This is a genomic window from Rhodococcus sp. P-2 (genome assembly GCF_016598535.1).
In the GTDB taxonomy this organism is placed as follows: Bacteria; Actinomycetota; Actinomycetes; order Mycobacteriales; family Mycobacteriaceae; genus Rhodococcus_F; species Rhodococcus_F baikonurensis.
In genome coordinates this window covers 1,581,033-1,607,522 of the sequence record NZ_CP066779.1, presented here as the reverse complement: position 1 = coordinate 1,607,522, position 26,490 = coordinate 1,581,033, and the positions used below count along the sequence as shown (strand labels likewise).

The 26,490-nt window shown below is 62.7% G+C and carries 31 protein-coding genes and 1 tRNA gene; 22 read left to right on the top strand and 10 right to left on the bottom strand.

Annotation, left to right across the window (positions count from 1 at the left end; genetic code table 11):
- The first annotated feature begins 41 nt into the window (after window positions 1-41).
- From I7X09_RS07560 to I7X09_RS07540, 5 genes are all read left to right on the top strand, one after another.
- Entirely contained in the window at window positions 42-728 is a 687-nt protein-coding gene (locus I7X09_RS07560) for a response regulator transcription factor (RefSeq protein WP_003946387.1), read from the top strand.
- A gap of 65 nt (window positions 729-793) precedes the next feature.
- Window positions 794-2,173: a HAMP domain-containing sensor histidine kinase gene (locus I7X09_RS07555; RefSeq protein ID WP_020908630.1), complete on the top strand. Its 1,380-nt coding sequence runs from the start codon at window positions 794-796 to the stop codon at window positions 2,171-2,173.
- Between the two features lie 227 nt (window positions 2,174-2,400).
- Window positions 2,401-3,903: a S1C family serine protease gene (locus I7X09_RS07550; RefSeq protein WP_234036836.1), complete on the top strand. Its 1,503-nt coding sequence runs from the start codon at window positions 2,401-2,403 to the stop codon at window positions 3,901-3,903.
- An 80-nt stretch (window positions 3,904-3,983) separates the two neighbouring features.
- A complete protein-coding gene (locus I7X09_RS07545; protein ID WP_185564609.1) occupies window positions 3,984-4,481 on the top strand; it encodes a MogA/MoaB family molybdenum cofactor biosynthesis protein in 498 nt (165 codons plus the stop codon).
- 6 nt (window positions 4,482-4,487) lie between these two features.
- Window positions 4,488-4,664, top strand: a complete 177-nt coding sequence (locus I7X09_RS07540; protein ID WP_185564585.1) for a hypothetical protein — start codon at window positions 4,488-4,490, stop codon at window positions 4,662-4,664.
- 72 nt (window positions 4,665-4,736) lie between these two features.
- Here the strand turns inward: I7X09_RS07540 and mscL are convergent, their stop codons facing one another.
- The 4 genes from mscL to I7X09_RS07520 form a co-directional block, all read right to left on the bottom strand.
- A complete protein-coding gene (mscL, locus tag I7X09_RS07535; RefSeq protein ID WP_166809458.1) occupies window positions 4,737-5,159 on the bottom strand; it encodes a large conductance mechanosensitive channel protein MscL in 423 nt (140 codons plus the stop codon).
- Window positions 5,160-5,258: 99 nt separating this feature from the next.
- Window positions 5,259-6,005 (bottom strand): SAF domain-containing protein, encoded by a 747-nt coding sequence (locus I7X09_RS07530; protein WP_234036835.1) that lies wholly within the window; start codon window positions 6,003-6,005, stop codon window positions 5,259-5,261.
- Between the two features lie 77 nt (window positions 6,006-6,082).
- Window positions 6,083-6,394, bottom strand: coding sequence for an FmdB family zinc ribbon protein (locus I7X09_RS07525; protein ID WP_003946378.1), 312 nt, complete (start codon window positions 6,392-6,394; stop codon window positions 6,083-6,085).
- A 111-nt stretch (window positions 6,395-6,505) separates the two neighbouring features.
- Window positions 6,506-7,084 carry a 5-formyltetrahydrofolate cyclo-ligase gene (locus I7X09_RS07520; RefSeq protein ID WP_095971058.1) on the bottom strand — a complete coding sequence of 193 codons (579 nt, stop codon included), beginning with the start codon at window positions 7,082-7,084 and terminating at the stop codon, window positions 6,506-6,508.
- Window positions 7,085-7,143: 59 nt separating this feature from the next.
- Here I7X09_RS07520 and I7X09_RS07515 point away from each other — a divergent pair, with 59 nt between their 5' ends.
- From I7X09_RS07515 to I7X09_RS07480, 8 genes are all read left to right on the top strand, one after another.
- The gene (locus I7X09_RS07515) at window positions 7,144-8,055 is read left to right on the top strand and encodes a UTP--glucose-1-phosphate uridylyltransferase (RefSeq protein ID WP_019744725.1); all 912 of its coding nucleotides are present in this window, start codon (window positions 7,144-7,146) and stop codon (window positions 8,053-8,055) included.
- 125 nt (window positions 8,056-8,180) lie between these two features.
- Entirely contained in the window at window positions 8,181-9,440 is a 1,260-nt protein-coding gene (gene glp, locus I7X09_RS07510; RefSeq protein WP_003946353.1) for a molybdotransferase-like divisome protein Glp, read from the top strand.
- Window positions 9,441-9,461: 21 nt separating this feature from the next.
- Window positions 9,462-10,097 (top strand): GNAT family N-acetyltransferase, encoded by a 636-nt coding sequence (locus I7X09_RS07505; RefSeq protein WP_200316257.1) that lies wholly within the window; start codon window positions 9,462-9,464, stop codon window positions 10,095-10,097.
- A 267-nt stretch (window positions 10,098-10,364) separates the two neighbouring features.
- Entirely contained in the window at window positions 10,365-11,099 is a 735-nt protein-coding gene (gene sepX / locus I7X09_RS07500; RefSeq protein WP_095971057.1) for a divisome protein SepX/GlpR, read from the top strand.
- A gap of 113 nt (window positions 11,100-11,212) precedes the next feature.
- Window positions 11,213-11,288, top strand: a tRNA-Ala gene (locus I7X09_RS07495).
- Between the two features lie 274 nt (window positions 11,289-11,562).
- Window positions 11,563-12,588: a hypothetical protein gene (locus tag I7X09_RS07490; protein ID WP_200316256.1), complete on the top strand. Its 1,026-nt coding sequence runs from the start codon at window positions 11,563-11,565 to the stop codon at window positions 12,586-12,588.
- Window positions 12,589-12,591: 3 nt separating this feature from the next.
- Window positions 12,592-13,092 carry an ImmA/IrrE family metallo-endopeptidase gene (locus tag I7X09_RS07485; RefSeq protein WP_003946241.1) on the top strand — a complete coding sequence of 167 codons (501 nt, stop codon included), beginning with the start codon at window positions 12,592-12,594 and terminating at the stop codon, window positions 13,090-13,092.
- Window positions 13,089-14,090, top strand: a complete 1,002-nt coding sequence (locus tag I7X09_RS07480) for a hypothetical protein (protein WP_166813905.1) — start codon at window positions 13,089-13,091, stop codon at window positions 14,088-14,090. Before I7X09_RS07485 ends, I7X09_RS07480 begins: the two co-directional genes overlap by 4 nt.
- Before the next feature lie 78 nt (window positions 14,091-14,168).
- On the opposite strand, the gene I7X09_RS07475 is transcribed toward I7X09_RS07480, so the two are convergent.
- Window positions 14,169-14,585, bottom strand: a complete 417-nt coding sequence (locus tag I7X09_RS07475) for a helix-turn-helix domain-containing protein (RefSeq protein ID WP_003946231.1) — start codon at window positions 14,583-14,585, stop codon at window positions 14,169-14,171.
- Window positions 14,586-15,064: 479 nt separating this feature from the next.
- On the opposite strand from I7X09_RS07475, the gene I7X09_RS07470 reads away from it, so the two are divergent.
- From I7X09_RS07470 to I7X09_RS07460, 3 genes are all read left to right on the top strand, one after another.
- Window positions 15,065-15,220, top strand: coding sequence for a hypothetical protein (locus tag I7X09_RS07470; RefSeq protein ID WP_200316255.1), 156 nt, complete (start codon window positions 15,065-15,067; stop codon window positions 15,218-15,220).
- A gap of 142 nt (window positions 15,221-15,362) precedes the next feature.
- On the top strand, window positions 15,363-16,208 hold the full coding sequence (locus I7X09_RS07465) for an SDR family oxidoreductase (RefSeq protein ID WP_095971051.1): 846 nt from the start codon (window positions 15,363-15,365) through the stop codon (window positions 16,206-16,208).
- A 48-nt stretch (window positions 16,209-16,256) separates the two neighbouring features.
- Window positions 16,257-16,739 (top strand): DUF2505 domain-containing protein, encoded by a 483-nt coding sequence (locus tag I7X09_RS07460; protein WP_200316254.1) that lies wholly within the window; start codon window positions 16,257-16,259, stop codon window positions 16,737-16,739.
- Here the strand turns inward: I7X09_RS07460 and soxR are convergent.
- Both soxR and I7X09_RS07450 read right to left on the bottom strand, forming a co-directional pair.
- Complete coding sequence (gene soxR, locus I7X09_RS07455; RefSeq protein ID WP_095971049.1) at window positions 16,725-17,204, bottom strand: redox-sensitive transcriptional activator SoxR; 480 nt, start codon at window positions 17,202-17,204, stop codon at window positions 16,725-16,727. The two genes, I7X09_RS07460 and soxR, sit on opposite strands and share 15 nt — an antisense overlap.
- A gap of 5 nt (window positions 17,205-17,209) precedes the next feature.
- Window positions 17,210-17,698: an FABP family protein gene (locus I7X09_RS07450; RefSeq protein WP_200316253.1), complete on the bottom strand. Its 489-nt coding sequence runs from the start codon at window positions 17,696-17,698 to the stop codon at window positions 17,210-17,212.
- Between the two features lie 99 nt (window positions 17,699-17,797).
- On the opposite strand from I7X09_RS07450, the gene arcA reads away from it, so the two are divergent.
- Complete coding sequence (arcA, locus tag I7X09_RS07445; protein ID WP_095971047.1) at window positions 17,798-19,015, top strand: arginine deiminase; 1,218 nt, start codon at window positions 17,798-17,800, stop codon at window positions 19,013-19,015.
- Between the two features lie 13 nt (window positions 19,016-19,028).
- On the opposite strand, the gene arsC is transcribed toward arcA, so the two are convergent.
- The gene (gene arsC / locus I7X09_RS07440; protein WP_200316252.1) at window positions 19,029-19,382 is read right to left on the bottom strand and encodes an arsenate reductase (glutaredoxin); all 354 of its coding nucleotides are present in this window, start codon (window positions 19,380-19,382) and stop codon (window positions 19,029-19,031) included.
- Window positions 19,383-19,476: 94 nt separating this feature from the next.
- On the opposite strand from arsC, the gene I7X09_RS07435 reads away from it, so the two are divergent.
- The 4 genes from I7X09_RS07435 (at window position 19,477) to I7X09_RS07420 (ending at window position 22,744) form a co-directional block, all read left to right on the top strand.
- Window positions 19,477-20,160: an SDR family oxidoreductase gene (locus I7X09_RS07435; RefSeq protein WP_124567438.1), complete on the top strand. Its 684-nt coding sequence runs from the start codon at window positions 19,477-19,479 to the stop codon at window positions 20,158-20,160.
- Between the two features lie 25 nt (window positions 20,161-20,185).
- On the top strand, window positions 20,186-20,545 hold the full coding sequence (locus tag I7X09_RS07430) for a GntR family transcriptional regulator (protein ID WP_095971283.1): 360 nt from the start codon (window positions 20,186-20,188) through the stop codon (window positions 20,543-20,545).
- Between the two features lie 48 nt (window positions 20,546-20,593).
- Window positions 20,594-21,025 (top strand): DoxX family protein, encoded by a 432-nt coding sequence (locus tag I7X09_RS07425; protein WP_095971046.1) that lies wholly within the window; start codon window positions 20,594-20,596, stop codon window positions 21,023-21,025.
- An 84-nt stretch (window positions 21,026-21,109) separates the two neighbouring features.
- Window positions 21,110-22,744: a BCCT family transporter gene (locus I7X09_RS07420; RefSeq protein ID WP_200316251.1), complete on the top strand. Its 1,635-nt coding sequence runs from the start codon at window positions 21,110-21,112 to the stop codon at window positions 22,742-22,744.
- Window positions 22,745-22,798: 54 nt separating this feature from the next.
- On the opposite strand, the gene I7X09_RS07415 is transcribed toward I7X09_RS07420, so the two are convergent.
- A complete protein-coding gene (locus I7X09_RS07415; protein WP_419183478.1) occupies window positions 22,799-24,307 on the bottom strand; it encodes a dolichyl-phosphate-mannose--protein mannosyltransferase in 1,509 nt (502 codons plus the stop codon).
- 74 nt (window positions 24,308-24,381) lie between these two features.
- On the opposite strand from I7X09_RS07415, the gene rsmI reads away from it, so the two are divergent.
- Complete coding sequence (rsmI, locus tag I7X09_RS07410; RefSeq protein WP_124567437.1) at window positions 24,382-25,212, top strand: 16S rRNA (cytidine(1402)-2'-O)-methyltransferase; 831 nt, start codon at window positions 24,382-24,384, stop codon at window positions 25,210-25,212.
- Here the strand turns inward: rsmI and I7X09_RS07405 are convergent.
- A complete protein-coding gene (locus I7X09_RS07405) occupies window positions 25,209-26,387 on the bottom strand; it encodes a DUF2786 domain-containing protein (RefSeq protein ID WP_200316249.1) in 1,179 nt (392 codons plus the stop codon). The genes rsmI and I7X09_RS07405 overlap by 4 nt on opposite strands.
- Window positions 26,388-26,490: the final 103 nt, after the last annotated feature.

Here is a 26,490-nt window from a genome sequence, read left to right as displayed (position 1 = left end):
CCTCTCAGCCGCATCTCAGCACTTCAGTCCAAACTGTCGGTATGCGTATTTTGGTGGTCGACGACGACCGGGCGGTTCGCGAGTCGCTTCGGCGGTCGCTCAGCTTCAACGGCTACACGGTCGAGCTCGCGGTCGACGGGCTCGACGCACTCGAGAAGATCCTCGCCAACCGGCCCGACGCCGTCGTACTCGACGTCATGATGCCGCGACTCGACGGACTCGAAGTGTGCCGTCGTCTTCGAAGTGCCGGCGACGACCTGCCCATCCTCGTGCTCACCGCCCGCGATTCGGTCAGCGAGCGAGTCGCAGGCCTCGACGCCGGTGCCGACGACTACCTGCCCAAGCCCTTCGCTTTGGAAGAGTTGCTTGCCAGGTTGCGTGCACTACTGCGTCGCACCGCACCCGATCTGGACGCCGATTCCGAAATGATGGCGTTCGAGGACCTCACCCTCGACCCGGTCACCCGTGAGGTCAAGCGCGGTGAACGATCGATCAGCCTGACCCGCACCGAGTTCTCCCTTCTCGAAATGCTCATGGCCAACCCGCGCCGCGTGCTGACCCGTGGACGCATTCTCGAAGAAGTGTGGGGATACGACTTCCCGACGTCCGGCAATGCGCTCGAGGTGTACGTCGGCTACCTGCGTCGTAAGACGGAAGCCGACGGCGAGCCGAGGTTGATCCACACCGTCCGCGGAGTCGGCTACGTCCTGCGGGAGACGCCTCCGTGATCACCGCTCCGTTCGGCAAGAGTGCCGAACCGAAGAAGTCCACCAGCACCAACGCATCCGTCGAAATGCGCCCGCCGATGCCGCTCACCCGCTCGGTGTCGTTGCGTTGGCGTGTGACGCTCCTCGCTGCGTCGGTGGTGGCCATCGCCGTCGCCGTCATGGCGATCGCGGCGTACGCGGTGGTTTCGCGTGCGCTCTACGCGGACGTGGATCACCAGTTGCGTACCAGAGCGGCGGTGCTCATCGACAGCAATGTCGTGCGCTTCGATCCTCGGTACATCTCCGGTGCAACGCTCTACACCACCGACATCAGTGTGGCGCTGATCTTCTCGGATCTGAGCACGTATCAGCCGCCCGGTTCCGACGTGCCGATCGGTGAAGCCGAAGACGCCGTAGCGCGTGGCGAGTCGGATTCCTCGCTGCGCACGGTCGACGGCCAGCGTGTGTTGGCCCAACGAACCCATGACGGAAGCACTTTGGTGATCGGCCAGCGACTCGCGCCCACGGTTGCGGTCCTGGACCGGCTGGCGTGGGTTCTCTTCGTGGTCGGCGGGTGTGGCGTCATCCTGGCTGCGGTGGCGGGTACCACCGTGGGCCGCACCGGTTTACGGCCTATTGCCAGGCTGACTGCTGCCACCGAACGTGTCGCCAGGACCGACGATCTGACGCAGATCCCCGTGACCGGCAGCGACGAATTGGCGCGCCTGACAGAGAGTTTCAACACGATGCTGCGGGCGCTCGCCGAGTCCCGCGAGCGTCAGTCGCGTCTCGTTGCGGATGCCGGACACGAGTTGCGAACGCCGCTGACGTCGTTGCGTACCAACATGGAATTGCTGATCGCGTCCAGTCGCCCAGGTGCGCCGCAGATTCCCGACGAGGACATGGCGGAACTTCGTGCCGATGTCGTCGCGCAGATCGAGGAACTGTCGACCCTTGTCGGCGACCTCGTCGACCTGGCCCGCGAAGACGCTCCCGAGACCGTGTACGAGCGCGTCGACGTCAGCGACGTCGTCGAACGTGCACTCGAGCGAGCACGGCGCAGGCGCAACGAAATCGAGTTCGAAGCGGTCACCACCCCGTGGTACGTCTACGGAGACCAGGCAGGCCTGTCGCGTGCGGTGCTGAACGTCCTCGACAACGCTGCGAAGTGGAGTCCGAAGGGCGAACAGGTACGCGTCGAAATGCGTCCGGTGGGCCAAGGATTGTTGGAATTGACCGTAAGTGATGCGGGACCGGGCATTCCGGAGGAGGATCGGGAGTTGGTGTTCGATCGTTTCTACCGGTCGACTGCGGCACGTTCGATGCCGGGATCGGGTCTGGGACTTGCGATTGTGCGTCAGGTTGTCGTCAAGCACGGCGGAACCATCGCGATCGACGAATCCGATCGTGGGGGAGCACTTGTTCGTATCGTGCTTCCCGGCGAACCCGGGCCGAGTGCCGAGTAGCGTGTTCTGCAGACCCGTTGGTCCCGGGCTTCGGTGACTGACGTCACGGGTTAATGTGTTCGGCCCGAGAGTCTTTCGGGCCGAGCCGGACGGCACCGGTTTTTCACGACGAACTCTGGGTAAAGTGACAGGCACGTCTCAGCGCCTTCTCAGCAGCGCAAGGCAGCATTGTCGGCAGAACAGTTGTGACTGCCCGTCCGGTGGTCACCGTAGACGAAGGCGAGCCGATGACCGAGGACCGTAACGTCGGGCCGACCCGGCCCGAGCAGCCCAACAACGAGCCCACTACCCAGGCGCAGCCGGCAGCACCTCAGGCGCAGCCACCTGTGCAACCCCAGCAGCCACAGGGGCAGGCGCCTCAGCAGCCGTACCAGCCGACCGAGTCGTTTGCCCGACCCACCGAAGCCCGACCCACCGAAGCTCGACCCACCGAGGCCTTCGGGCAGGCGCCGCAGCAGCCCACTCAGGCTTTCGGCCACCCGCACGGTGCCCATGAAGCGGCGTATCAGCAGAGCGCCCCGTACGGCGCACCCAATGCCGGTGGCCCCGGTGGCCCGAACGGTCCAGGCGGCGGCCACAACCAGATCCCCGCACCGCTACAGGGGCCGAACTCCGGTTCGACCACCACCAAGCCGAAGTCGGGACGCATGGCCCTGGTTGCCGGCGCTCTCGCTCTGGTCCTGGTCAGCGGCGGCGTCGGTGGCGTGGTCGGAGCCGTCGTCGCGGACCGCAACGGTGGAACCGCGACGGTCACCAACTCGCTGAACGCCCCGAAGCCGACCGCGACCAACACGTCCAACGCTCCCGCCGGTTCGGTTCAGGCCGTTGCCTCGAAGGTGGTGCCCAGCGTCGTGCAGATCGAGGTGGCCACCGCGCAGGGACAGGGCGGTGAGGGTTCCGGTGTCATCCTGTCCTCCGACGGCCTGATCCTGACCAACAATCACGTTGCCGGTGCCCAGGGAGCGCAACTGCGGGTCGCGTTCTCCGACGGAACCAAGGCCTCGGCCACCCTGGTCGGTGCCGATCCCGTCTCCGACATCGCCGTCATCAAGGTCGACGGCCGCAACGACCTCACTCCCATCGATCTCGGCAACTCCGGCGACGTTCAGGTCGGACAGCAGGTTGTGGCCGTCGGGTCCCCGCTCGGCCTGGCCGGAACGGTCACCGAGGGCATCATCTCCGCCCTCGATCGCCCGGTGTCCACGAGCGGCGAGTCGGGCAACCAGAACACCGTCATCGACGCTCTGCAGACCGACGCGGCGATCAACCCCGGCAACTCCGGTGGCGCCCTCGTCAACATGGACGGCCAGCTGATCGGCATCAACACGGCGATCGCCTCACTTGGAGCGTCGTCGGGTACCCAGGGCGGCTCCATCGGCCTCGGTTTCGCCATCCCGATCGATCAGGCGCGCCGCGTCGCCGACGAACTGATCAAGACCGGCAAGGCGACCCAAGCCATGATCGGCGTGACCGTGCCGTCGCAGGACAACGCCGACGGCGCGACCGTCATGGATGTCACTGCCGACGGGCCGGCCGCCAAGGCCGGTATCCCAAAGGGTGCAGTCATCACCAAGGTCGACGATCGTGTTGTCGCAGATGGTGATTCGCTGATCGCGGCGGTTCGCTCGCATGCTCCTGGAGACAAGGTCTCGATCACCTACACCGACGGTGGACAGACCAAGACCGTCGATGTCACGTTGGGAACCGCGGCGGCGCAGGGCGGCCGATGATGTTCGGTGATCAGCAGACGATCGAGCCGATCTTCGGCCAGATCGCAACGGCGTCGGGATCGGACACTACGGTAGGAGTCATGGAACTCGAAGCCACATCGGCCGGCCGCGCTCTGGTCGTCATCGTCGACGATCGCACAGCCCACGGCGACAACACCGACTCCATCGGTCCACTGGTGACGGAACTGCTGAACGAAGCGGGTTTTCTCGTCGATGCGACGGTTGCCGTCGCAGCCGACGAAGTGGAGATCCGCAACGCTCTCAACACCGCAGTCATCGGTGGCGTCGACCTCGTCATCTCGGTCGGCGGTACCGGGGTGTCTCCGCGTGACGTCACTCCCGATGTGACCGCAGAGGTTCTCGATCGCGAGATCCCGGGAATTGCCGAAGCACTTCGCGCCTCCGGTCTTTCGGCCGGATCGCTCGAAGCAGGCTTGTCCCGCGGCCTAGTCGGAGTTTCGGGCAGCACGTTGGTGGCCAACCTGGCCTCGACCAGGCCGGCGATTCGCGACGGCATGGCAACCCTGACGGCATTGGCGAGCCACGTCATCGCCGAGCTGTCCAGCCTCGAGGGCTGAGACAGCTTGTCGGAGCAACCAGATACCCCGAAGAAGCCGCCAGTCGACAAGAAGCGCCTGGCACGCATCTTCGGGGACGTCTTTCCCGAGACGACGTCGGACGAGCGTGGACCGGAAGGGTCGCCGGGATCATCGGACGACGATTGGCTGCGTAGTCAGCGACCCCCGCACCACGGTGGTTGACAAGATCCTCAGCTGAAAAATCAGGCCCTCGGACGCACTGTCCGAGGGCCTGATTTGTTCTGCGTGCACTGACTATTCAAGTGTCTTGGCGTGCGCTCCCGTGTCGGCGCCACCGGCATTGGCAGAGAGGATGTCGCGGATCTGGATGAGCAGATCGGTTTCGCTGGCTTCCTTGTCCTCGGGCTCGGAGACGAACTTCTTCTTCGCCGCGTTCGCGGGGACGATCAGCACGAAGTAGACGACCGCTGCGATGATGATGAAGTTGATGATCGCGGTGACCACGGCGCCGATATTCACGAAGGTTTCGGCATTGCCCGCAATGATCTCCTTTCCCCAGCCCAATTCGTCGGATCCGCCGATAGCAGCGATGAGTGGGTTGATGATGTTCGACGTGAAGGCCGTCACGATGGCGGTGAAGGCTGCGCCCACGACAACCGCGACGGCCAGGTCGAGCACGTTTCCGCGAAGCAGGAAGTCCTTGAATCCCTTGAGCATGTCGGTGTCCCCTCGAGTCTCCGATGGCAAGTGCCAGATGGTCCGTTGATACCGAACCGACTGGAAAAATCCTAGAGGAGCTTCGGCCGCTTTGTGCGGTCAGCGGAATGTCACGGTGATCGCATTGGACAGCGATGCCGCGGCAACGACGTTGGCTGCCGGTGTCGGCAGAGCCAGCAGGATCACCTGTTCCTGCTGGTTACGTGTACTTTCCGACTTGGTGACCAACGCGACTACCGCCCCCGCGGCAAGAATCTGGGGGGCCTTGTCGGCAATTGATTCGTTGGGTGTGTCGGGGTGGGATGTGTCAGTGCGGGATGTGTCAGGGCCGACGGTCAGGACGTCGACGACATCCCCGCTGCGCAACATGTCTGCAACGGCCGCATCGGCAAGTCGCACGGGCACGATGCGGGCGTCGTCGGTTCCTACGGACAACCCGGCCAGCCGTGGGCTGAGAACGCGCACGTCGGTGACTGTTTCGCCGGTGCGTATCGGGCCGGCAACGGTTCTTCCGACCACCAAGCCGGTATCGGAGACAACTCCTTCGGGAAGTTGTTTCGAGTCGATCTCGCGGATCTCGACATCCGAATTCGCGATCACCTGTCCGGGAGTGAGATCGCGACTCGAGACAACTACAGCGACCGTATCGGTCGCAGGATCGCCTCGGAAGAAGAGGACGACGCCGAGTGCGGCCAGGGCAACGGCCGCGATCTTGCGGACTGTCGCCGTGCGGAATCGTGTGCCGCGCGTCAGTTCGACGACGCGATCGAGGGTGCTCGGGGTGAGATCGAGCTGGGCGCGCAGTGGATCGGAGCGCCTCGGCGAGCGAGTACGTGCTGACGGCATTCATGCACGTTAGGGCCGGAAGCGGTGCTTCCGGCCCTAACGATGTGAACCTGTGGACAACCCGGAGGTTGTGGAAATCAGCTTGCGGCAGCCTTGGCGGGCGCCGGCGTGCTGGTCGACGAACTCGAGGTCGACGAGGAGTCCGACTTGGACTCGGACTTCGCAGCGGGTGCCGAATCACTCTTGGCCGGCTCGCTCGCAGTTCCGGAGCCGCCGCGGCTGTCGGTGCGGTAGAAGCCGCTGCCCTTGAACACGATGCCGACAGAGTTGAACAGCTTGCGGAGCTTGCCTGAGCAAGCTGGGCAGACCGTCAGCGAATCTTCGCTGAAGGACTGGACGATGTCGAAACGGTTGTCACATTCCGTACATGCGTATGAGTAGGTGGGCACCGGGCTTCCTCCGCACTGTGATGTTCGAGCAGCTGCGTATTTACACCGCAGCCTTTAGCACTCTACAAGTGACAGTGCCAACAGCGCTAATCAGGGATCTATTCCCGCAGATCAATCACGTTGCAGCTGCGTCAGCCCGCCGCCCGGCGTCAATGCCCAGCCCATGGGTACGTCATGGTCGTCGGCCGGCAAGGTCTCGACGAGTTCGGAGTCTCTGACAATTGCCACAAGCCGAGTCTGCGGACCGACCGACCCCAGTGTGCGGTCGTAGAAGCCTGCGCCGCGGCCGAGGCGTGTTCCGCGCACGTCCACTGCAAGTGCAGGGATCAGCATGCATTCCACGTCGGACAGGCTTTCCGGTGGTAGGACAGGTCCGACAGGCTCCCGGATGCCGTACTTCGCCGGTCGCAAACCGTCCGCGCCGCTGTACTCGACCCAGGACAACGGTCCGGGCTCCCCGGTGATCGGAAGTAGTACACGCCCGGCGACCTCGGCAACGGCGTCGAGCAAATCGGTGGATCCTGGTTCGGTGCGAGTGGGGACGTACGCACACACCGTTGTTCCTTCGACTATCACCGAAGGTATGTGCGTGATCAACGCCGCAGTTTCCGCTTTTCGAGCGTGCTCGGAGACTGCTTCACGTGCTGCGAGTGCGATTTGTCGCCATTGTGCTTTTGTCCGCGGTGTCACCCCACAACGATATTCGTCGTGCTGACCGAGCGGTAACAAGCGGCGGCTAAGGTGTTGGCATGACAGACGTTGTCGCTAGCAGCACGAGGGCCTTCCGTACGGCCGTGGTTCCCGCAGCCGGACTTGGTACTCGTTTCCTGCCTGCCACCAAGACGGTTCCGAAAGAATTGCTGCCGGTCGTGGACACACCGGGCATCGAACTGGTGGCAGGTGAAGCCGCGGACTCGGGAGCCGAGCGGCTCGTCATCGTGACGTCCCCCGGCAAAGACGGGGTGGTTGCACACTTCGTCGAGGACCTCGTGCTCGAAAGCAAGCTGGAAGCAAGCGGAAAACTTGCTGCCCTGGCAAAGGTGCGCAAAGCGCCGGGTTTGCTCGAAGTTGATTCCGTCATTCAGGAACAGCCCCTCGGGCTCGGGCATGCAGTTGGTTGCGTCGAGTCGGTTCTCGACGACGACGAAGATGCCATCGCCGTCCTTCTACCCGATGATCTCGTACTGCCGCGTGGTGTCCTGGAGATCATGGCGCGAGTTCGGGCCAAGCGCGGCGGGTCCGTTCTCTGTGCAATCGACGTCCCCAAAGACGCAGTCAGCGCCTACGGCGTGTTCGACGTCGAGATCGTTCCCGACGCGGTCAACCCCGACGTGCTCAAGGTCGTCGGCATGGTCGAGAAGCCGGCTGTGGAAGACGCGCCGTCGACCTTTGCCGCTGCGGGTCGCTATCTACTCGATCGTGCGATCTTCGACGCACTTCGTCGCATCAAGCCGGGAGCCGGCGGTGAGTTGCAACTCACCGACGCCATCGCTCTCCTGATTTCCGAGGGGCATCCCGTTCACGTGGTGGTGCACCGCGGAACGCGTCATGACCTGGGCAACCCTGGTGGGTACCTCCGCGCTTCGGTTGACCTGGCACTCGACAGTGACGACTACGGCCCGTCCTTGCGCAAGTGGCTCGCGGATCGACTCGACCGCTGAGCGTGTCGCCACGGTGGTTGATCGCCCGATAACGCAGTATCAATGTGCTTGTCCCTTTTCGAAGGCAAGGCATCATGAGCTGACGGATATCACCGAATTTCGAGACACAGGAGGACGCGGACCAGATGCGGTCGGTTGAGGAGCAGCAGACCAGGGTTACCGCTGCTGCAGTGGCACCCCGTCCGGTTCGGGTCGCCATCTCGGAAGCGCAGGGACTGCTGTGTGCCGAGGAAGTGGTGACCGAACGCCCATTGCCGGGATTCGATCAAGCTGCCATCGACGGTTACGCGGTTCGCAGTGTCGATGTCGCCGGCGCTGGAGCCGACCTCCGAGGCGAGGACGGCGAGCCTACGGACCTCAGCTTGCCGGTGGTCGGCGAGGTGACAGCGGGCTCACGCCAACCGATCCGGTTGCAACCGCGTCAGGCCGTCCGAGTCGACACCGGCGCGCCGTTGCCCACGCTGGCCGACGCAGTTCTTCCGCTCGAGAACACCGACGGTGGTCGCGCTCGTGTCCGGATCTTCGAGCCGGTGCGTTCGGGTGACTACGTTCGTCGTGCAGGCGACGACGTCCAGCCGGGCGACGTGGCCGTTCGGGCAGGCACCATCATCGGAGCCGCACAGGTCGGTTTGCTTGCCGCGGTCGGTCGCGACAAAGTGCTCGTCCATCCGCGCCCCCGGCTTTCCGTCATCAGCGTCGGTGGCGAACTCGTCGACGTGGATCGCACGCCGGGGCCTGGTCAGGTCTACGACGTGAATTCGTATGCTCTCGCAGCCGCCGCTCGCGATGCCGGCGCCGACGTCAACCGCGTGGGAATCGCGGGCAACGACTCGCGCCGTCTCCGCGAAGTAGTCGAGGGTCAGCTGATTCGCTCCGAAATCGTTGTCATCGCCGGTGCCGTGGGCGGCGGAGCGTCCGACGAAGTCCGTGAGGCACTTGCCGATCTGGGGACACTCGAAGTCGAGCGTGTAGCCATGCATCCGGGATCAGTGCAAGGCTTCGGCAAGCTGGGAAGAGACGAGGTTCCGACCTTTCTCCTACCGTCCAACCCGGTCAGTGCACTGGTGGTATTCGAAGTCATGGTTCGACCGTTGATCAGAATCGCGCTGGGACGCCGCCAACCGATGCGGCGAGTGGTGAAGGCGCGCACGGTCGGAACGATCACGTCGATCGCCGATCGCAAGGGTTTCCTGCGCGGTCAGCTGATGCGTGACGAAGCGACGGGGGAGTACCTGGTGCAGGCCCTCGGCGGTGCGCCCGGTGCGTCCTCACATCTCCTCGCGACCTTGGCGGAAGCCAATTGTTTGGTTCTTGTCGATCGAGACGTCACCGAAGTGCACATCGGTGAAGAAGTCGACGTAGCTTTTCTCGCCCAACGTGGGTAACGCCGACCCGAGTGGGGTGTGATGTCAGTCCATCCAGGATGGCCGGAAGATCTCGGCCCGCTGCGAGTGCCCGCTGGAGTCGTGACCGTCCGCCCCGTCAAGCTTCGTGACGCTGCGGTGTGGAGTCGACTCCGCATTCGCGATCGTGAGCACCTCGAGCCGTGGGAGCCCACCGGAGAGTCGCCCTGGGATGCGCGTCATCACATCACCGTCTGGCCGTCTCTGTGCGGAAATCTTCGCTCCGAAGCGCGTAAGGGCAGGATCCTTCCGTTGGTCATCGAACTGGATGGGAAGTACTGCGGGCAGGTCACCATCGGAAATGTCGTGCGCGGCGCTCTGCGGTCCGCCTGGGTGGGCTATTGGGTCGCCTCGCACGTCACCGGCGGTGGCGTTGCCACAGCGGCCGTTGCGCTCACGCTCGATCACGCGTTCTCGAAGGTCGGTCTGCATCGAGTCGACGCAACAGTTCGCCCCGAGAACGCGTCGAGTCGCGCAGTCCTGCGCAATGTGGGGTTCCGGGAGGAAGGTCTCCTCAAGCGCTATCTCGATGTCGACGGCCAATGGCGCGACCATCTTCTGGTCGGAATGACCATCGAGGAAGTACCCACCACCGTTGTCGACAGATTGGTGCGGTCCGGACGCGCTTCGTGGGTGTGACGAAGACGGCGCAAGTAGCGTGGGAAACGCGAGCTAAACGGCAGTTACCGCTGAGTAGTCCTACTTTTGGTCGGCAAATTGTGATTTTTGATTCAACTAGAACTTGAGACTTTTGGGACTGAACCGGAAGTTCAGTTCGGTACGCGTGTGACACATGAGTATGGTGGGGTTCGGCGCGTCGGCAACGATGCGAGGGCGTCGGCCGTTAACCTTGACTCGTCAACGGCTGGCATAGGTGCTGGTAGGTGATCGGGAGGAGGCCGCGGCATGCCTAGCTCATTCGTGTGGATCGGGCTGGTGGCCGTGTGGCTGTTCGTCCTGGTGCCGATGCTCGTCAACAAGCGCCCCAGGATCCGGCAGACGAGTGACGCGGCGCTCGCGACTCGAGTACTCCACCGCGGCGACAGCAACCCTGTTCAGCGCGGGCCGGCAGCAGGACATCGAAGCGATCCGAACTGGCAACCAGAACCAGTGCGCAGCAGCTACGACGCGGAGGACCAGATGGACACTCACGCAGAAGACGACTACGCCGGCGGTCGTGCACCGGTCGGAGAATTTGTTCCCGTACGACGCGGACGAGGCGGGTTCGACCCCGAAGCGGATGCCATCGCCCGGGAGGCGCGGTACGCCTTCCGACAGCGGACATTGCTGGGGCTTGCCTTCGTCGCGATTCTCTCGGGCGCTCTCGCATTGATCATCTCGCCGATGGTGTGGTGGTTGTTTGCGCTGACCGTGTGCGGTCTCGGCGGGTACATGGCGTACTTGCGTCGACAGGTTCGGATCGAGCAGGAGATTCGCCGCCGTCGCACCGAACGCCTCAACCGATCGCGACTCGGAGTCGAATCGCACACCGACGAAGAGCTGCGCCTGATTCCCGCGCGACTGCGCCGGCCAGGAGCGGTTGTCCTCGAGGTCGACGACGAAGATCCGGTGTTCGATCACTTGGATCACTACGAAGAAGAGGTCAGGCACACCGAGATGCGTCGCGCATCCGGACAGTGATCGACCGAGGATCTTCTGGGCCGATCTTGTCGGGCCGAAAGTTCGTGTCGGGTGATTCCAACGGGAGTATTCGTTCCTGTTAGAGTTGCCGAGCACCGCTCAGGCGGTGGCACGGGGCTGTGGCGCAGTTGGTAGCGCGCTTCGTTCGCATCGAAGAGGTCAGGGGTTCGATTCCCCTCAGCTCCACCAAGAAGTTCCAGCAAAAAGGGTCTTTCAACGAAAGTTGAACGACCCTTTCCTGCATTTTCAGAGCCTGCCCGAATTGTGAAGATTCAGCTCGAGTGTGCGCCGTTTCATACGATTGCGACCGCTGATCCGGACCGTTGAGCTTCCAAGTGAGGGATGATCCTTGGGCGGATACATGTTTGCCGGAAATGTAACGAGGGTGTGTCCGGTGCGATAGGCACGGTGAGTCTGCCGCAGTTTTCCGCAGGTCGGACGTATGTGTCGGGGAGGAATGTCGATGAGCCAGCCACGACGGCTAGCGATGATGCTTGTTGCTGTGATGTGCCTGATGGGTATCGGCGTCCTTGCCGTGTCGGTTTTCCCGGCCATCGTCGCCGCCCAGCCCGGTGGCAACAACGGCAATGGAAACAACGGCAACGGAAACGGTAATTACGGCCACGGCAACAACGGCAACAACGGCAACAACGGCAACAACGGTGGCGGTAACAACGGCAACAACGGCAACAACGGCAACAACGGTGGCGGTAACAGCGGCAACGGCAATTACGGCGGCAACAACAACGGGAACTACGGCTGGCATTGTCACCACCACAACTGCGGGACGACGGTAGTGCCCACCACGACGACGACTGAGCCGACGACGACTGAGCCGACGACGACCGAGCCCACCACGACGACGACTGAGCCCACGACGACTGAGCCCACGACGACGACTGAGGCGACCACTGAGCCCTCGGCGAACCCTTCGGTGTCGCACCGTCCGAGCAGCAGTGTGTCACCGGCGACCAATGCAACCTCGCCGACCGAGAGTCCTTCGAGCGAAGCGCCCTCCGAGTCGAAGACCTCTGAGACGCAGTCCCCTTCCGAGTCGCAGGAGAGCTCCGAGGAGTCTTCGGCGGTAGCACTTCCACCGGCGGGGCCGTCCGACCCGCAAGGGCCGTCGGTCGGCGGCGGAGCGCCGGCACCGTCTGCCGGTGGACCGGCGAACGCAGCACCGGGCGCAGTCGCAGCGCCTTCCGCGCCCGAGGTTCTGGCCGCACCGGCACCCGTAGCTCCCCAGGTACCGTCGAACGCTCCGAACGTCGCGAGTCCGAGTGAGAACCCGCAGGCATTCCCGACGGCGTTCACTCAAGGGCTTCCGCCGATTCTCAATGCTGCCGCCGTCGCCGGTGGTGTGGGCGGCATGGCAGTTGTAGCGGCCGGTGCGGGAGCTATGACTTTCCGTGGAGCTTCGCTGCAGAAGGCGCGATTGGCTGCAGCGCGTGCCGAATTCCTGGCACCCGGATCACAGGGAGGTGCGTGAGTCGTGCCGGACAGACGTTCACATCGCCGCGTTCTGGCTGCGGTGGATGCTGTATGTGACGCAGCAGCGTCGTCGGAGGCTGTGTCACTGCTGACAGTGGTGCAGACAGTCGCCCGCGAGCGTGGTCGCCCGATCGAGATCGATCTGGAAACCCCGCTCGCCACCGGAGTGTGCGGTCAGCGCCGGGCCTACGACGATCACGACGTCATCGTTTTGGCCCCCGGGTTGCCCAATGTCGAGCGGACTCTGGCACATGAGTTGGGGCACATAGTTTTTCGTCACGAGGGTGCCGAGATCGCCGAGGCAACGCTCGAGGTCAGTGACGATTTGATCGCGTACATGCTGAGTCAACGTTCTCTGCGGCGCAATGAACCCGTGCCGATGGATGACATCGCGGAGTGGGAAGCCGAGACGTTCGCGTCGATGTTGATCATGCGTCTGCGAACGATGAGTGGCCGTGGAACACCGCTGTCGGTATTGCGGTACGACGAGGCGATCGGATGATCTTTTGGGCTGTGGCCCTTCTCGTCTGGGTTGCAGCCGGTGCGAGATTGGGTCGAGTTGTCGCGCGCACCGCGACGCCTCTGCGGATGTCGATGGTCTTCGCAGGCTTCTCGGTCGCATTGTCCTCGACGGTCATGGTTCCGGCGGTGTGGGACATCGTCGATCGCATTGCGCCGGAGCAACATGCCGCAGCGATGATCGTCATCGTCTTGTGGACCGCGTTGTCTGCGGCCAGCGCAGTCGGCGCCGTGTCCGCTTGGCCGGTGATGTCGCGCCCAGCCATGCGCGGTCTCGCCACGGTGCTGTACTCGGTGGGGTTGCTGGTGGCGATCGCGGTGCTCTTCGGTTACCCGGCGCCGGCGCTCATCTTTATCATCGTTGCACTGTCCCTTGTCATTTCGACGGGGCTACGGCACGTCGCGTGGGCACCATTGGGGCGTGGAATCGCGTTGATCGTGACCGGTTCGTCGATCCTGCTCGTCGTGGTCGTCGTGATGCTGGTCGAATCGATCGGTGGCACCGGCGCACTCGAATCGGATATCTGGACGGGCGCAGGAGTGTGGTTCATCGCTGCGTCGAGTGTTCTGATAGCGCTGGGCATCACCTGGGTGCTTCTCGAGACCTGGGTACGTGCGCGACGTGATCTGTACCGTCTGCGGCGGATGCACGCGCTTCTCGTCAAGCGATTCCCCGAGGTAGTCGACGCGGACAGTGCCGGGAGTACGTCCGTGCTGCGGGCATCTGACATGATCGCTCAGATCATGGATGCGATGTACATCCAGTCCGGCGCCGGGATGTTCGACGTCGGTGGACAGGAACCGCCGCGGGCCGTCACTGCACACGCGGGGATATTGGCTGGGTGGATCGCTGATCCCTTGGCCTCGGATGTGTTGGACACCAGGTGGATTGCGCCACCGGAGAAGATGTCGGCGCGCCGATGGGTGTTGTTGTTGGCGAAAGAACTCGATGAAACGACAAAAGTAGGTCGACGTTCATAGTCGACCTACTCCATGTCATTTCAGTACTTCCGGTCAATGCAGTGCTTCAGGTCAATGCAGAGCTTCAGCACACTCGCATCAGCGCGACGCGTCAGGCGGAACCTCTGGCAAACCTTCACTCGCGCGGAGCTTTTCAGCCATCGTGGTGAGTAGATTCTGCGATTCTTCCGAGAGGTCGAATGCACGGCTCGAGAGGCGGCGAAGACCATAGCCTTGGAGCTGCGAGAGCAGTTCCAGGTCGTGATCGATCTTGGCTGCGTAGATGTCGTTGAAGAAGTAGTCGGGCTTCACCTTGAAGAACCGGGCGAATGCCGCGACTGTCTCGTCGGAGGGGTTGGTGCGCTGTCCCGAGCGGAGCTGCGAGATGTACGGCTTGGAGATCTGATGGCCGTCTTCGATGAGCGCTGCCGCAACCTCGGCATTGGTGTGGGGTTTGCGCCCCGGAGGATGAACACTGTCGAACAGTTTGTTCAATCGTTCTGCAAAGTCAGCCATTGTGAACCGCCCCGTAATCCTCTCTAGCTAGCAATTGTCCGTTCAGTGAATCCTACGGTATCACGCGGATAACCGATCGGTAGCTCACCGTAGTCTGTTTAGTGGACTAGTTGTCAAATGTGTCCGAGATTCGATTCGTCCGGCCAATGAGTGCTCAGCTATGTCTCAGCGCACATTGAGTTTCCGCCGCGCGGAAATGCGCAGCTACGACTGCGCTATTCGAACCTTCCAGTACTTGGCCAATGTGCCCAATATCAAACTTTTTACCTGTTTTGGCGATATTAGCTATGCGTTAGCCTGGTTTTCCGCGACTATTTCGATTGAAAAACTGCAGTTCAAGCGAGGTTTGAGGGATTAGGGCCGCAATCGGGGCCGCTGTTTACGGTGTCGCGCGGATCACCTGCGAGTTGAACCTTGAACGGTTTGCCGGATTCCAATCTGTGCTAGCTAAACCCTGCGAGCAGGCGCAGAATTGTGACATGAAACACACGATGAGCGATGATGAATTGCGCCGCGCAATCCGTGAAATTCAGGATCGAGCCCAGGACGCGCGCAAGCGTGGGGACGATGTAGCGGCGGAAGAACTCGACCGTACGGTCAGGGGTTATCAAGAGCAGATGATGCAGCGTCTGTAGTGATCGCCGCGGTCGTCCCATGCAAGGTTTGCAGAGTGCGGCCGCACCCCTTCGGCCGTCTTGCGTGTTTCGGGGCGGTCACACCGCGCGTGCGTAGACTTTCCCGCATGTCCACAGTACGAGTGCGGGGGAGTGTTCATCCATGTCTGTAAGGTCGCTCGACGGCAAGAAATGCCTGATCACCGGCGCTGGTAGTGGAATAGGACGCGCAACTGCGCTCCGTGCATCCGAGGCCGGCGCCGAATTGTTTCTCACCGATATCAACAACCTCGGATTGGAAGAGACAGTCGCGATGGTCGGCGCCGCCGGCGGCACGGTCAGCATGGCGAAGGCGCTCGATATCTCGGACTACGACGAGGTCGTGAAATTCGGTACCGAGATTCACACTCAATTCTCTCCGATGGATGTCGTCATGAATATCGCCGGCATTTCGGCGTGGGGAACTATCGAGAACCTCGAACACCGGCACTGGAAGTCCATGGTGGACGTCAACCTGATGGGGCCGATCCACGTCATGGAGACGTTTGTTCCGCCCATGATTCGTGCCGGCAAGGGTGGGCACCTGGTCAATGTGTCTTCGGCCGCGGGGCTCCTGGCCCTGCCGTGGCATGCCGCCTACAGTGCGAGCAAGTTCGGCCTTCGCGGTGTCTCCGAAGTGCTGCGATTCGATCTGAAGCGGCACGGAATCGGCGTCAGTCTGGTTGTGCCGGGTGGCGTGAAGACGCCATTGGTGGGAACCGTGGAAATTGCGGGTATCGACAGAGGCGACCCGCGGGTCGAAAAGCTCACGCATCGATTCGAGAAGCGTGCGGTTTCGCCGGAGAAGGTGGCGTCGTGCATTCTGCGGGGAATCGAGAAGAACACGTATCTCGTATATACGTCCAATGACATCCGATTCGGATACTGGTGGGCGCGTAAATTCGCACCGCCATACGAGTTCGTGATGCAAAAAGCGAACGACCAGTTCAGTAAATTGCTCAAGCGATGAGCGTTAACTCCGCCGGGACTTTTATCTAGCCGAATAGGGACCAAAGTCATGCCGAAGAGTTTTTACTTCGATATCGAATTCAAATATCCCATCGACGACGTTCATCGAACTCTGACGGACCCGCGTTATTGGGAAGTCCGACTCGGAGACCTCTATGCCACCTCGGACATCGACGTTGCAGACGGGTCGATTCAAGTATCGGTGTCCGAGGAAATCGACTCCGCCTCCCTCCCGAGCCTGGTCGCCAAGGTTGCGCCGAGTCGACTCGGTCTGACACGGGTCGACCACTGGGGACCCCTGTCTGACGGGAAGGCCGCCGGGTCGGTCACCGGAATCGCGCACGGACTGCCGATACGAATCGAGACGACGCTCGACCTCACAGCCGCCGAGTCCCGCACGCGACTGGCCGTCGACGGAACGGCCGAAGTGAAGATGCCGATTATCGGTGGTCAGATCGAGAAGTTGCTGAAGAAGACCGTTGAGGACTTGCTGGGGCGCGATCGAGATGCCGTCGAGTCATTTCTCGCCTGAATCGGCGCCGAAATCGACCTCCAGCACGCGCGCACCGGGGCCGGCGGCCGCGAGTTGATCGTGAGGGTTGGCCAGTGAGCACCCCTCCAGTGAGAGACACCCGCAGCCGATGCAACCGGTGAGGTTGTCCCGCAGACGTTCCAGTTGCTCGATACGGAGATCGAGGTGGCGCCGCCATCCAGTCGACAACCTCTCCCAATCTGCACGGTTCGGGGTGCGGCCCTCAGGAAGTGTGCCGAGGGCTTCCCGGATTTCCGACAACGGAATCCCGACGCGCTGCGAGATTCTGATGAAGGCGACGCGTCGAAGCGTGTCTCGTTGGTATCGACGCTGGTTGCCGCTGGTCCGGCGACTGACGATGAGGCCTTCCCGTTCGTAGAAATGCAGGGCCGAGACGGCGACACCGCTGCGCTCGGAGAGCTGACCGGGAGTCAATTCCTTGGCTTTCCACGAAGGCATCTCCATGGCGACTATCGGTCCGTGGCCCGGTGAAGGGTGGCGTGGAGGTGATGCGTCAGCGGGGTGTCACCGCGCGCCATCCACAAGTCGTACGTCAGCGTGTCGCCCTGGACCCGCATGACCCGCCGGACGTCGTGGACCGGTTTGGCGTCGGGCGATGCTGCGAGCGTGTTACGGGTCAAGGCGAGAGTGCCTTCGGAGTCGACGGTTCCGCGATGGATCTCGACAAATCCGGTGGGTTGACTGACGAGCAGTTCGAGCTCGCCACCCGGTGTCGGGCGTAGGTAACCCGATTCCATGTGAAGCGGTCGGCCGTCTGGGAGCCCACGAGTGCGCGACGAGTAGGTGACAAACGGTTTCGGAGTCGGAGCGAACTCGATCTCCTCGGAATATTCGAAGTCGTCGATCGTGGGGAAATGTCCGGCTCCAGCGCCGACCCAGCGTCCGGTGAACCGGTCGATTCCGGCGCCGCTCAGCGCCGCCTGATCCGTACTGCCCATTTGGTGGTCCTCTCGCCTGCGTCGGACAAGACGTTACGCGGGCCGGTACGGCAGCTGCTCCTCCCTGCTGGGTGGGGCCCGCGGGATTAGTGTTCAGTCATGAACGCTTCTGGCTCCGTCCCCCTCGGTGTCGATTCCGAGGTGGGCCGATTGCGATCGGTCATTCTTCATCGGCCCGGCGACGAGCTGAAACGGTTGACCCCACGCAACAACGACGAGTTGCTGTTCGACGCGTTGCCGTGGGTGGACCGTGCGCAGGAAGAACACGATCAGTTCGCGACCGTCCTTCGTGAGCGCGGCGTCGAGGTCCTGCTGTTGTCCGATCTCCTCACCGAAGCGCTCGAGGTCAGCGGCGCTGCGCGGATCCAGGGGATCGCGGCCGCCGTCGACGCACGCAAGATCGGGCACGCGCTCGGGCAACACCTGGCTGCGTACCTGCGAAAGGTGGAGCCGAAGGAGTTGTCGTCGATCCTCACCGCGGGAATGACGTTCGACGAGCTGCCGATCGATGCCGACTCGACCTCGTTGGTACGCAGGATGCATCACGGCGGTGACTTCGTGATCGACCCCCTGCCCAATCTGCTCTTCACGCGAGACTCGTCGTTCTGGGTGGGACCAAGGGTGATCATCACGTCCTTGGCGTTGTCGGCGCGAGCTCGCGAATCCTCGATCACGGATCTCGTGTACGCGCATCACCCTCGATTCAAGGGCGTGCGCCGCGCGTACGAGTCGCACACGGCTCCGGTCGAGGGAGGAGACGTACTGCTTCTCGCATCAGGGGTGATCGCAATCGGTGTCGGTGAACGGACGTCGCCCGCTGGAGCAGAAGCGTTGGCGCGTAGCGTGTTCGACGATGGTCTCGCCCATACGGTGCTGGTCGTTCCGATCGAACAACGCCGAGCGTCGATGCATCTCGACACGGTCTGCACCATGGTCGAGGCCGACGCAGTCGTCATGTATCCGGCCATCCAGGACACGCTGTCGGCGTTCACCCTGCGCAAGGAAGACGACGGGGTGAGTATTCGCGGGGCCACACCGTTCCTCGAAGCGGCAGCCGACGCCATGGGAATCGGAAAACTTCGTGTGATCGACACCGGACTCGACACGGTGACGGCCGAGCGTGAGCAGTGGGACGACGGGAACAACACGTTGGCCGTCGAACCGGGCGTCGTGGTCGCTTACGAGCGCAACGTCGAAACGAACGCCAGGCTCGAGGCCTCGGGTATCGAGGTCTTGCGAATCGCGGGTTCGGAACTGGGGTCCGGCCGTGGTGGACCTCGGTGTATGTCCTGCCCGATCGCCCGCGATCCGCTGTAAGCCGTCGACGCTGTCAGAGAATTTCTTCCACCTTGGCTGCCGGACGCGCGAGCACGGTGCCCTTGTCCGTAACCACGAACGGGCGTTCGATCAGAATCGGGTGCTCGATCATCGCGTCGAGGATTTCGGATTCGGAAGCATCGGCGAGTCCGAGTTCCTTGTACTGCGTTTCGCGCTTGCGAACCGCTTGGCTGGGCTCGAGGCCGGAGTCGGCGAGGAGTTTTTCCAGCTCGGATCGGGTAGGCGGAGTATCGAGGTACTTCACAATTGTGGGTTCGATGCCCGCGTCCCGGATGAGCCCGAGAACAGTTCGCGAGGTGTTGCACCGTTGATTGTGGAAGATGGTTGCAGATGCCATGTCCGTCATTCTGCCTCTGAGTCCGAACTCGTGGGACAAACAGGGGAACAACGGACACCTCCGGCGCGCTGCACTTGAAGTACCGACTTGTGAGGAGAAAACGATGACGGAACATCGCAGTGTGGACGAACGACGCGTGGTCATTGCCGGTGGGCACGGCAAGATTGCGCAGCACCTGACGTACTTGCTGGCAGGGCACGGTGATCGGCCGGTAGCGCTGATCCGCAATTCCGCGCACGAGGGTGCCGTCCGCACACTCGGCGCGTTCCCCGTGGTGATCGATCTGGAATCGTCCACGGTCGAGGAAGTTGCGAAGGTACTCGACGGTGCCGACGTCGCGGTCTTCGCCGCAGGTGCCGGACCTGGTAGCTCGATCGAGCGCAAGGACTCCGTCGACCGGGCCGCGGCGGTGCTGTTGGCCGATGCTGCCGAGAAGGCCGGAGTGCGTCGGTTCATCCAGATCAGCGCCATGGGTGCTGGTGACGAAATACCAGAGAACACCGACGAGGTTTTTGCCGCCTATCTACGAGCGAAGACTGCAGCGGAGGAAGATCTCAAGACTAGGACTTCGCTGGACTGGACGATTCTTCGGCCAGGGCTTCTGACGGACGACGATCCCACCGGTGAAGTCCTTCTAGCCGAGCCGCCCGTCGATCGAGGCTCGGTGCCTCGTGCCGATGTCGCCGCGGTGGTCGAAGCGCTCATCGATGCCCCGTCCAGTGTCGGCAAGATATTGGTTCTGACCTCCGGCCCGCATACGATCCGCGAAGCGATCGAGGGCCTGTGACCGAGAAGATACGACGAGGGTGACGATGAAGATCGCGATCGACCACGATTCCTCCACAGCTCCGTACGACCAACTGCGGCAACAGATTATCGAGCAGGTGCACGGCGGTGGGTTGATCGCGGGAACCAAGATTCCGACGGTGCGTGCGTTGGCGTCGGAGCTGGGATTGGCGGCAAATACCGTCGCGAAGGCTTATCGCGCGCTCAGCGATCAGGGCGTCATCGAGACGCGAGGCAAGCAAGGGACATTCATCGCTTCGGGGACTGATCCGGTGCAGGCGCAGGCAGAACAGGCGGCGACCGCGTTCGCGCATAACGTGCGCTCGCTCGGGTACTCCGACAGTGAGATCGTCGCCATGGTGGAGTCGGCATTGAGAGGTGCGTGACACAATGATTAAGTTGACGCTTCAACTTAAAGCTGTCAGTCTTGGCTCATGAATTCGTCGATTGCTCGTGACCTCGGACTCCTCATCGCCCGTGTCGGCCTCGGGATCATCTTCATCGCCCACGGTTGGCAGAAGTTCTTCACCTACAAGATCGCTGGAACGCAGGCTGCATTCGAAGGGATGGGCGCCCCGCTCCCCAAGATTTCGGCAGTTCTGGCGGCGTCGATCGAACTCGGCGGCGGCATCCTGCTCATCGCAGGTCTGCTGACCCCGCTCGTCGGAGCCCTGCTGTTCCTCGACATGGTCGGCGCGTTCTTCATCGTGCACGCGGACAAGGGTGTCTTCATCGACAACGGCGGCTATGAACTCGTCGTCGCACTCGGTGTCGGATCGCTCTTGATCGCCGTGATGGGCGCAGGACGCATCAGTATCGACGGATTGATCGGCAAGGGCAACGGTTGGGTTAAAACCCCAGCTTGATCGGGGTGAGAAGGCGGGCTCAACGGACGTTGAGCCCGCCTTCCGGCTTGCTTTTGGCCCACAAAGTGACGAACGTAGTCATCTATGGTGACGAAATCTGATCGATCCGAACAAGATTCCGGGGCCAACGAAGAGCGCCCGGAGACGGGCTTTACTCGGGTAGGCGTTCGGACCGACTACGTGGTGTTTTCCGTCGCGGCTGCAGCCGTGTCGGCAATCGTCGTGTGGGGTCTCGTAGCTCCCGACAACCTCGATTCGGTAACCGGAAGTGTTCTCAACTGGCTGGTGACCAACATCGGCTGGCTCTTCGTGCTTGCGGCTTCGGCCTTCGTGCTGTTCTCCATCTACCTTGCCGTCAGTCGATTCGGCGACATTCCGCTGGGCAAAGACGGCGAGAAGCCCGAGTTCCGCACCGTCAGCTGGATCGCCATGATGTTCAGCGCCGGCATGGGTATCGGCCTGATGTTCTTCGGTGTCGCGGAACCGCTGGCGCACTACGTGACTCCGCCTCCCGGCACCGACGGTGGCGTCGGAACTGCCATGGCCACCACCATGTTTCACTGGGGTCTTCATCCTTGGGCGATGTATGCCGTTGTGGGCCTTGCCATTGCGTACGGGTCGTATCGCCGAGGACGCAAGCAACTGTTCAGCTCGGCCTTCATCCCGTTGCTCGGTCGCAAAGCCGAAGGGCCGATCGGCAAGGTCATCGACATCCTGGCAATCTTCGCCACACTTTTCGGTACCGCAGCATCTTTGGGGCTCGGCGCACTTCAGATCGGCTCCGGTTTCGAGGTAGTCGGCTGGATGGAAGAAGCCGGCGTATTCCTGCTCGTGGCCATCGTTGCGGTACTGACCCTGGCGTTCGTCGCGTCGGCAGTTTCCGGTGTGGCCAAGGGAATTCAGTGGTTGTCCAACATCAACATGGTGCTCGCGCTGATCTTGGCCCTGTTCGTGTTCGTTCTCGGGCCGACCGTGCTGATTCTCAATCTGCTCCCGACGACCATCGGTGCTTACGTTTCCGACCTTGCCCAGATGTCCGCCCGCACGGGTGCATCGTCGAATCCTGAAACGGGCGCGTGGCTTTCGTCGTGGACGATCTTCTACTGGGCATGGTGGGTGTCCTGGACGCCGTTCGTCGGCATGTTCCTGGCGCGCATCAGCCGCGGCCGCACGATCCGCCAATTCATCGTCGGCGTCATCGCCGTTCCCACGACTGTCAGCTTGCTCTGGTTCGCGATCTTCGGAGGCGCGGGTATCGGCGAGGAACGCGACGGAATCGGCTTGTCCGGCAGAGGCTCGGAAGAGGCTCAACTGTTCGGCATGCTCGACAATCTGCCGCTTGCCGGTGTCACGACCGTCCTGGTCATGCTGCTCGTCGCGGTATTCTTCGTCTCCGGCGCCGACGCTGCGTCGATGGTGATGGGGACGCTCTCACAACGCGGAACGCTCGAACCGAGTCGCTGGGTCGTGGTCTTCTGGGGCATGTTGACCGGTGGCGTCGCAACACTTCTGCTCTGGACCGGTGGTTCCGAAGCGCTCGACGGCTTGCAGACGATGACGATCATCGCGGCGGCGCCGTTCGTGCTGGTCATGATCGGCCTGTGCTTCTCGCTGTACAAGGATCTTTCGCACGACCCGATCATCGTTGCGGCGAAGGAACAGAAACGTGCCCTCTTACGCCCGCGGCGGGGGCGCCGCGTCGGCAAACCGGCGGAGTAATCGTGAAACGAAGGAGGCACCGAACCCGGTTCGGTGCCTCCTTCGTTTGTCCCCCTATTTCCAGCTCGGCAACCACAAATGGTTCTGCCACGATTCGGGCGTGATCGGCATGGCTGTGAGTATCGGCCAGAGGTAGACGAAGTTGGCCACGACCAGACCGATGTACAGACTGACTGCAAGAAGTCCGGTGGTACGACGCTCGACGGACGCGCTCGCCTTGCCCAGAACGTCGCCGAGGACCAGCGCGAATCCCATGACCATGAACGGGGCGAGCGCAACGGCGTAGAAGTAGTACATCTGGCGGTCGAGCGTCGCGAACCACGGAAGGTAAGCGGCGCCGTAACCCGTCAGGACCACCGCGTATCGCCAGTCACGGCGCACGAACGTCTGCCAGATCGCCCACGCCAACATCGGTAGCGCCAGCCACCACATTGCCGGTGTGCCGATCAGCATGACTGCCTTGACGCAGCTGGCGGCCCCGCAACCGGTGACCTGCTCGCCGTCGGCATAGTAATAGAGCATCGGTCGTAGCCCCATCGGCCACGTCCACGGTTTCGACTCCCACGGGTGGTGGTTTCCGGCGGAGTTGGTCAGACCGGCATGGAACTGCAGAACGTTTCCGCTGTAGTACCAGAGTGAGCGCAGCGCAGACGGGATGAAACTCCACGTACCGCCCTCACCGATCTCGTTGCCGACGGCATGACGGTCGACGCCGGTCTCGCTGGTGAACCAGGCCCAGTAGCTCGCGAGGTACACACCCAGCGGAATGATCACCAGCGCATACAGAGCTGGACCGATGTCGCGAACGGCGGTGCCCACCCAGGGGCGCTGAACACGGTATGCGCGGCGCGCCGACAGGTCGAAGGCAACACTGAGCAACCCGAAGAAGAGAATGAAGTACATGCCGGACCACTTGGTTCCGCAGGCCAGGCCGAGCAGGATGCCGGCGCCGAACCTCCACCACCGGAAACCCAGCCGTGGACCCCAGACAGAATCGCCGATGCGGCCCTCGTCGTACACCTTCGCCATTCGTTCGCGGACTTGGTCGCGATCGACCACCAGGCATCCGAGCGCCGCAAGGACGAAGAATGCCAGAAAGATGTCGAGCATCCCGAGGCGTGAGGAGACGAAGGTGACGCCGTCCACGATGAGCAGGATTCCAGCAATGGCGCCGATGAGCGTCGACCGCGTCATGCGGCGCACGATGCGGATGATCAGCAAGACCATCAGCGTTCCGACCAGGGCCGACGAGAAGCGCCACCCCCAACCGTTGTAACCGAAGAGTGCTTCGCCGATCGCGATCATCTGCTTGCCGATCGGCGGGTGGACCACCAACCCGTAACCGGGATTGTCTTCGATGCCGCCGCCGGTGAGGACCTGCCAACCCTGCGGAACGTAGTGCTTCTCGTCGAAGACCGGTGTGCCGGCGTCGGTCGGGTAGGCGAGCATCGTGAAGCGGGTGATCGCTGCGACGGCGGTGATGAAAGCGGTGACGATCCAGCCGCGCAATCTGTCTGTCGGGCCGAAATCAGGATCCGGTACCAGCGGGCCGGGACTACGCACTACCCGATCGCTCGTGGCGGGCGTTGGCCGCTCGTCCGTCTGCACAGTCACCTGGCAATCGTAGGCTGTCAGGTATGACTGGTCGTTTGGTACTCGCCGCAACACCCATGGGAGATGTCGGTGACGCATCCCCGCGTCTTCGGTCTGCTCTCGCAACCGCCGACGTCGTCGCTGCGGAGGACACACGACGCACCAAGTCTCTGGCGTCCGCGCTCGACGTCACCATCACCGGGAAGATCGTCAGTTTCTACGATCAGGTCGAGATTTCGCGGCTGCCCGCGCTGGTCGCAGATGTGGCCGAGGGCAAGACCGTCCTGCTGGTCACGGATGCAGGCATGCCGTCGGTCAGTGATCCCGGGTATCGCCTTGTTGCCGCGTGCGTAGCCGAGAACCTCGCGATCACGTGCCTCCCTGGTCCGTCGGCGGTGACGACGGCGCTCGCGCTCTCGGGCTTGCCCGTGGAGCGGTTCTGCTTCGACGGGTTCCCGCCGCGTAAGCAGGGGCAGCGCAAGACGTGGCTCTCTGCCTTGGCAACAGAGCAGCGAGCATGCGTCTTCTTCGAAGCACCCCATCGCCTTGCCGATTGCCTCGCAGACGCGGTGGACGTCCTCGGACCGAATCGCCGCGCGGCCGTGTGCCGGGAATTGACCAAGACCTACGAGGAAGTGAAGCGCGGCACTCTCGGAGAGTTAGCTGCCTGGGCGGCCGAGGGTGTTCGCGGCGAGATCACGGTGGTGCTCGAAGGCGCCGTGCTGGTGGCATCTGATCCTGCCGATCTTGTCGACGAGGTGGAACGGTTGGTCGAGGGGGGAGCGCGCTTGAAGGACGCGTGTGCTCTGGTCGCAACGGCCGGAGTCTCCAAGCGTGAGTTGTACGAGACGGTCCTGGCCGCTCGAAAGGACTAGCGGGAGCGGTGCACTGCAGGCGCACCGGGACGCAGGTTGGCGTCGTCGGCCGCGGCTTGGCCGGCGTGCCAGCCTTCGGCGTCGACGGACCGTCCGCGAGTCTTGCGGGTTGTCGGGAACAATCGATCGAACTCGGCGTCGACAGCCTCGGATGTGGTGGCGAGAATCGGCAGAAGGTCCGCGACGTCCATCGATGCCGCGTCGGCCGCTTCGGCGGTGGCCTTAGTGTCGGCGTCGCGTAGGCGGTGTCCGATTCGGCTGGCGAACCCGGCCAGGAAGCCCTTTCGGAACGAGGTGGTGCGTGAGCCACCCCGATTGCTCGAGTCGGCGAATTGCATTGCACGGGTTGCCTGTACGAGCAGGGAAGTGAACAGCATGTCGACTTGCTGAAGGTCGACCGGAGTGCCGACGACGGTCGCGAGTGCGATGTCGCTGAACCAGACCGTCCTGACTCGATTCGATTCACCGATCTCGGTCAGGAGGTGAACTTTTTCCTTCACGTACGGGTTCTCGATGTGAATGCGTCGGGCATTCACGGACGTGTCGGTGACCCCGGCGCGACTGTGGAGCAGCGCGGAATCGATCGCGTATCGAGTCATCAACTCCTGTGCCTTCGCGGTGAAAATCTCGGCTTCTTCGGCGAAGTTGGTGGCTTCCGCTTTGGCGAGCAGCCCACGAATTCGCTTGAGTACCTTGGCGTCGACCTCCGTATCACCGACGCCGGCATAGCTGGTGTCGGTGCGTTGCGACGGCCAGATGGACGGTGGCGCGAGCAATATCGTCCACTGAGGCAGGCGCATCCACGATCGCGCGACGTCGACGATCTGCGAAACGAGGAAGTATGGATCCTGGAACAAGAGGCCGGCCGCGAGGGAGCGAAAAACGTCGTCGTCCACGGTGATTCGAGAAGCGATGTGCCGAGACTTCGGATACTGCTCGCCGATCGTCTGCAACTGCCCCACCCATTCGAGCGGTGCGCGATCGGAGGCGCGCGACGCCTTCGCGTCGAACAGGATGGTGGTGGCGGCGAGATCTGCGTCGGACGCGTCTTTGCTTCGGCGCGCCAGATGAATCAGATCCGCCGGCTGCCATCCGCGGTCGTACGCCGCGGACAGTTCGGAAACGAGATCTCGCGCCGCGGAAACGGATTGAGGGCTGACCTCCTGAGTGGACACCCGTGCTCCGTTCCATGGCAGTGTCTGCGCCGAAGCGCTGGTTCGAATGTATGTTCTATTCGTCGTCATGGCTGGAGTGTGCACGTGGGGTCCGACACATCCG

Bases quoted from the DNA above. Each gene is read 5' to 3' on its own strand.
- I7X09_RS07560 (WP_003946387.1), top strand. From the start codon at position 42: ATGCGTATTTTGGTGGTCGACGACGACCGGGCGGTTCGCGAGTCGCTT.
- I7X09_RS07555 (WP_020908630.1), top strand. From the start codon at position 794: ATGCGCCCGCCGATGCCGCTCACCCGCTCGGTGTCGTTGCGTTGGCGT.
- I7X09_RS07550 (WP_234036836.1), top strand. From the start codon at position 2,401: ATGACCGAGGACCGTAACGTCGGGCCGACCCGGCCCGAGCAGCCCAAC.
- I7X09_RS07545 (WP_185564609.1), top strand. From the start codon at position 3,984: ATGGAACTCGAAGCCACATCGGCCGGCCGCGCTCTGGTCGTCATCGTC.
- mscL (WP_166809458.1), bottom strand. From the start codon at position 5,159: ATGCTCAAGGGATTCAAGGACTTCCTGCTTCGCGGAAACGTGCTCGAC.
- I7X09_RS07530 (WP_234036835.1), bottom strand. From the start codon at position 6,005: ATGCCGTCAGCACGTACTCGCTCGCCGAGGCGCTCCGATCCACTGCGC.
- I7X09_RS07515 (WP_019744725.1), top strand. From the start codon at position 7,144: ATGACAGACGTTGTCGCTAGCAGCACGAGGGCCTTCCGTACGGCCGTG.
- glp (WP_003946353.1), top strand. From the start codon at position 8,181: ATGCGGTCGGTTGAGGAGCAGCAGACCAGGGTTACCGCTGCTGCAGTG.
- I7X09_RS07505 (WP_200316257.1), top strand. From the start codon at position 9,462: ATGTCAGTCCATCCAGGATGGCCGGAAGATCTCGGCCCGCTGCGAGTG.
- sepX (WP_095971057.1), top strand. From the start codon at position 10,365: ATGCCTAGCTCATTCGTGTGGATCGGGCTGGTGGCCGTGTGGCTGTTC.
- I7X09_RS07490 (WP_200316256.1), top strand. From the start codon at position 11,563: ATGAGCCAGCCACGACGGCTAGCGATGATGCTTGTTGCTGTGATGTGC.
- I7X09_RS07480 (WP_166813905.1), top strand. From the start codon at position 13,089: ATGATCTTTTGGGCTGTGGCCCTTCTCGTCTGGGTTGCAGCCGGTGCG.
- I7X09_RS07475 (WP_003946231.1), bottom strand. From the start codon at position 14,585: ATGGCTGACTTTGCAGAACGATTGAACAAACTGTTCGACAGTGTTCAT.
- I7X09_RS07470 (WP_200316255.1), top strand. From the start codon at position 15,065: ATGAAACACACGATGAGCGATGATGAATTGCGCCGCGCAATCCGTGAA.
- I7X09_RS07465 (WP_095971051.1), top strand. From the start codon at position 15,363: ATGTCTGTAAGGTCGCTCGACGGCAAGAAATGCCTGATCACCGGCGCT.
- I7X09_RS07460 (WP_200316254.1), top strand. From the start codon at position 16,257: ATGCCGAAGAGTTTTTACTTCGATATCGAATTCAAATATCCCATCGAC.
- soxR (WP_095971049.1), bottom strand. From the start codon at position 17,204: ATGGAGATGCCTTCGTGGAAAGCCAAGGAATTGACTCCCGGTCAGCTC.
- I7X09_RS07450 (WP_200316253.1), bottom strand. From the start codon at position 17,698: ATGGGCAGTACGGATCAGGCGGCGCTGAGCGGCGCCGGAATCGACCGG.
- arcA (WP_095971047.1), top strand. From the start codon at position 17,798: ATGAACGCTTCTGGCTCCGTCCCCCTCGGTGTCGATTCCGAGGTGGGC.
- arsC (WP_200316252.1), bottom strand. From the start codon at position 19,382: ATGACGGACATGGCATCTGCAACCATCTTCCACAATCAACGGTGCAAC.
- I7X09_RS07435 (WP_124567438.1), top strand. From the start codon at position 19,477: ATGACGGAACATCGCAGTGTGGACGAACGACGCGTGGTCATTGCCGGT.
- I7X09_RS07430 (WP_095971283.1), top strand. From the start codon at position 20,186: ATGAAGATCGCGATCGACCACGATTCCTCCACAGCTCCGTACGACCAA.
- I7X09_RS07425 (WP_095971046.1), top strand. From the start codon at position 20,594: ATGAATTCGTCGATTGCTCGTGACCTCGGACTCCTCATCGCCCGTGTC.
- I7X09_RS07420 (WP_200316251.1), top strand. From the start codon at position 21,110: ATGGTGACGAAATCTGATCGATCCGAACAAGATTCCGGGGCCAACGAA.
- rsmI (WP_124567437.1), top strand. From the start codon at position 24,382: ATGACTGGTCGTTTGGTACTCGCCGCAACACCCATGGGAGATGTCGGT.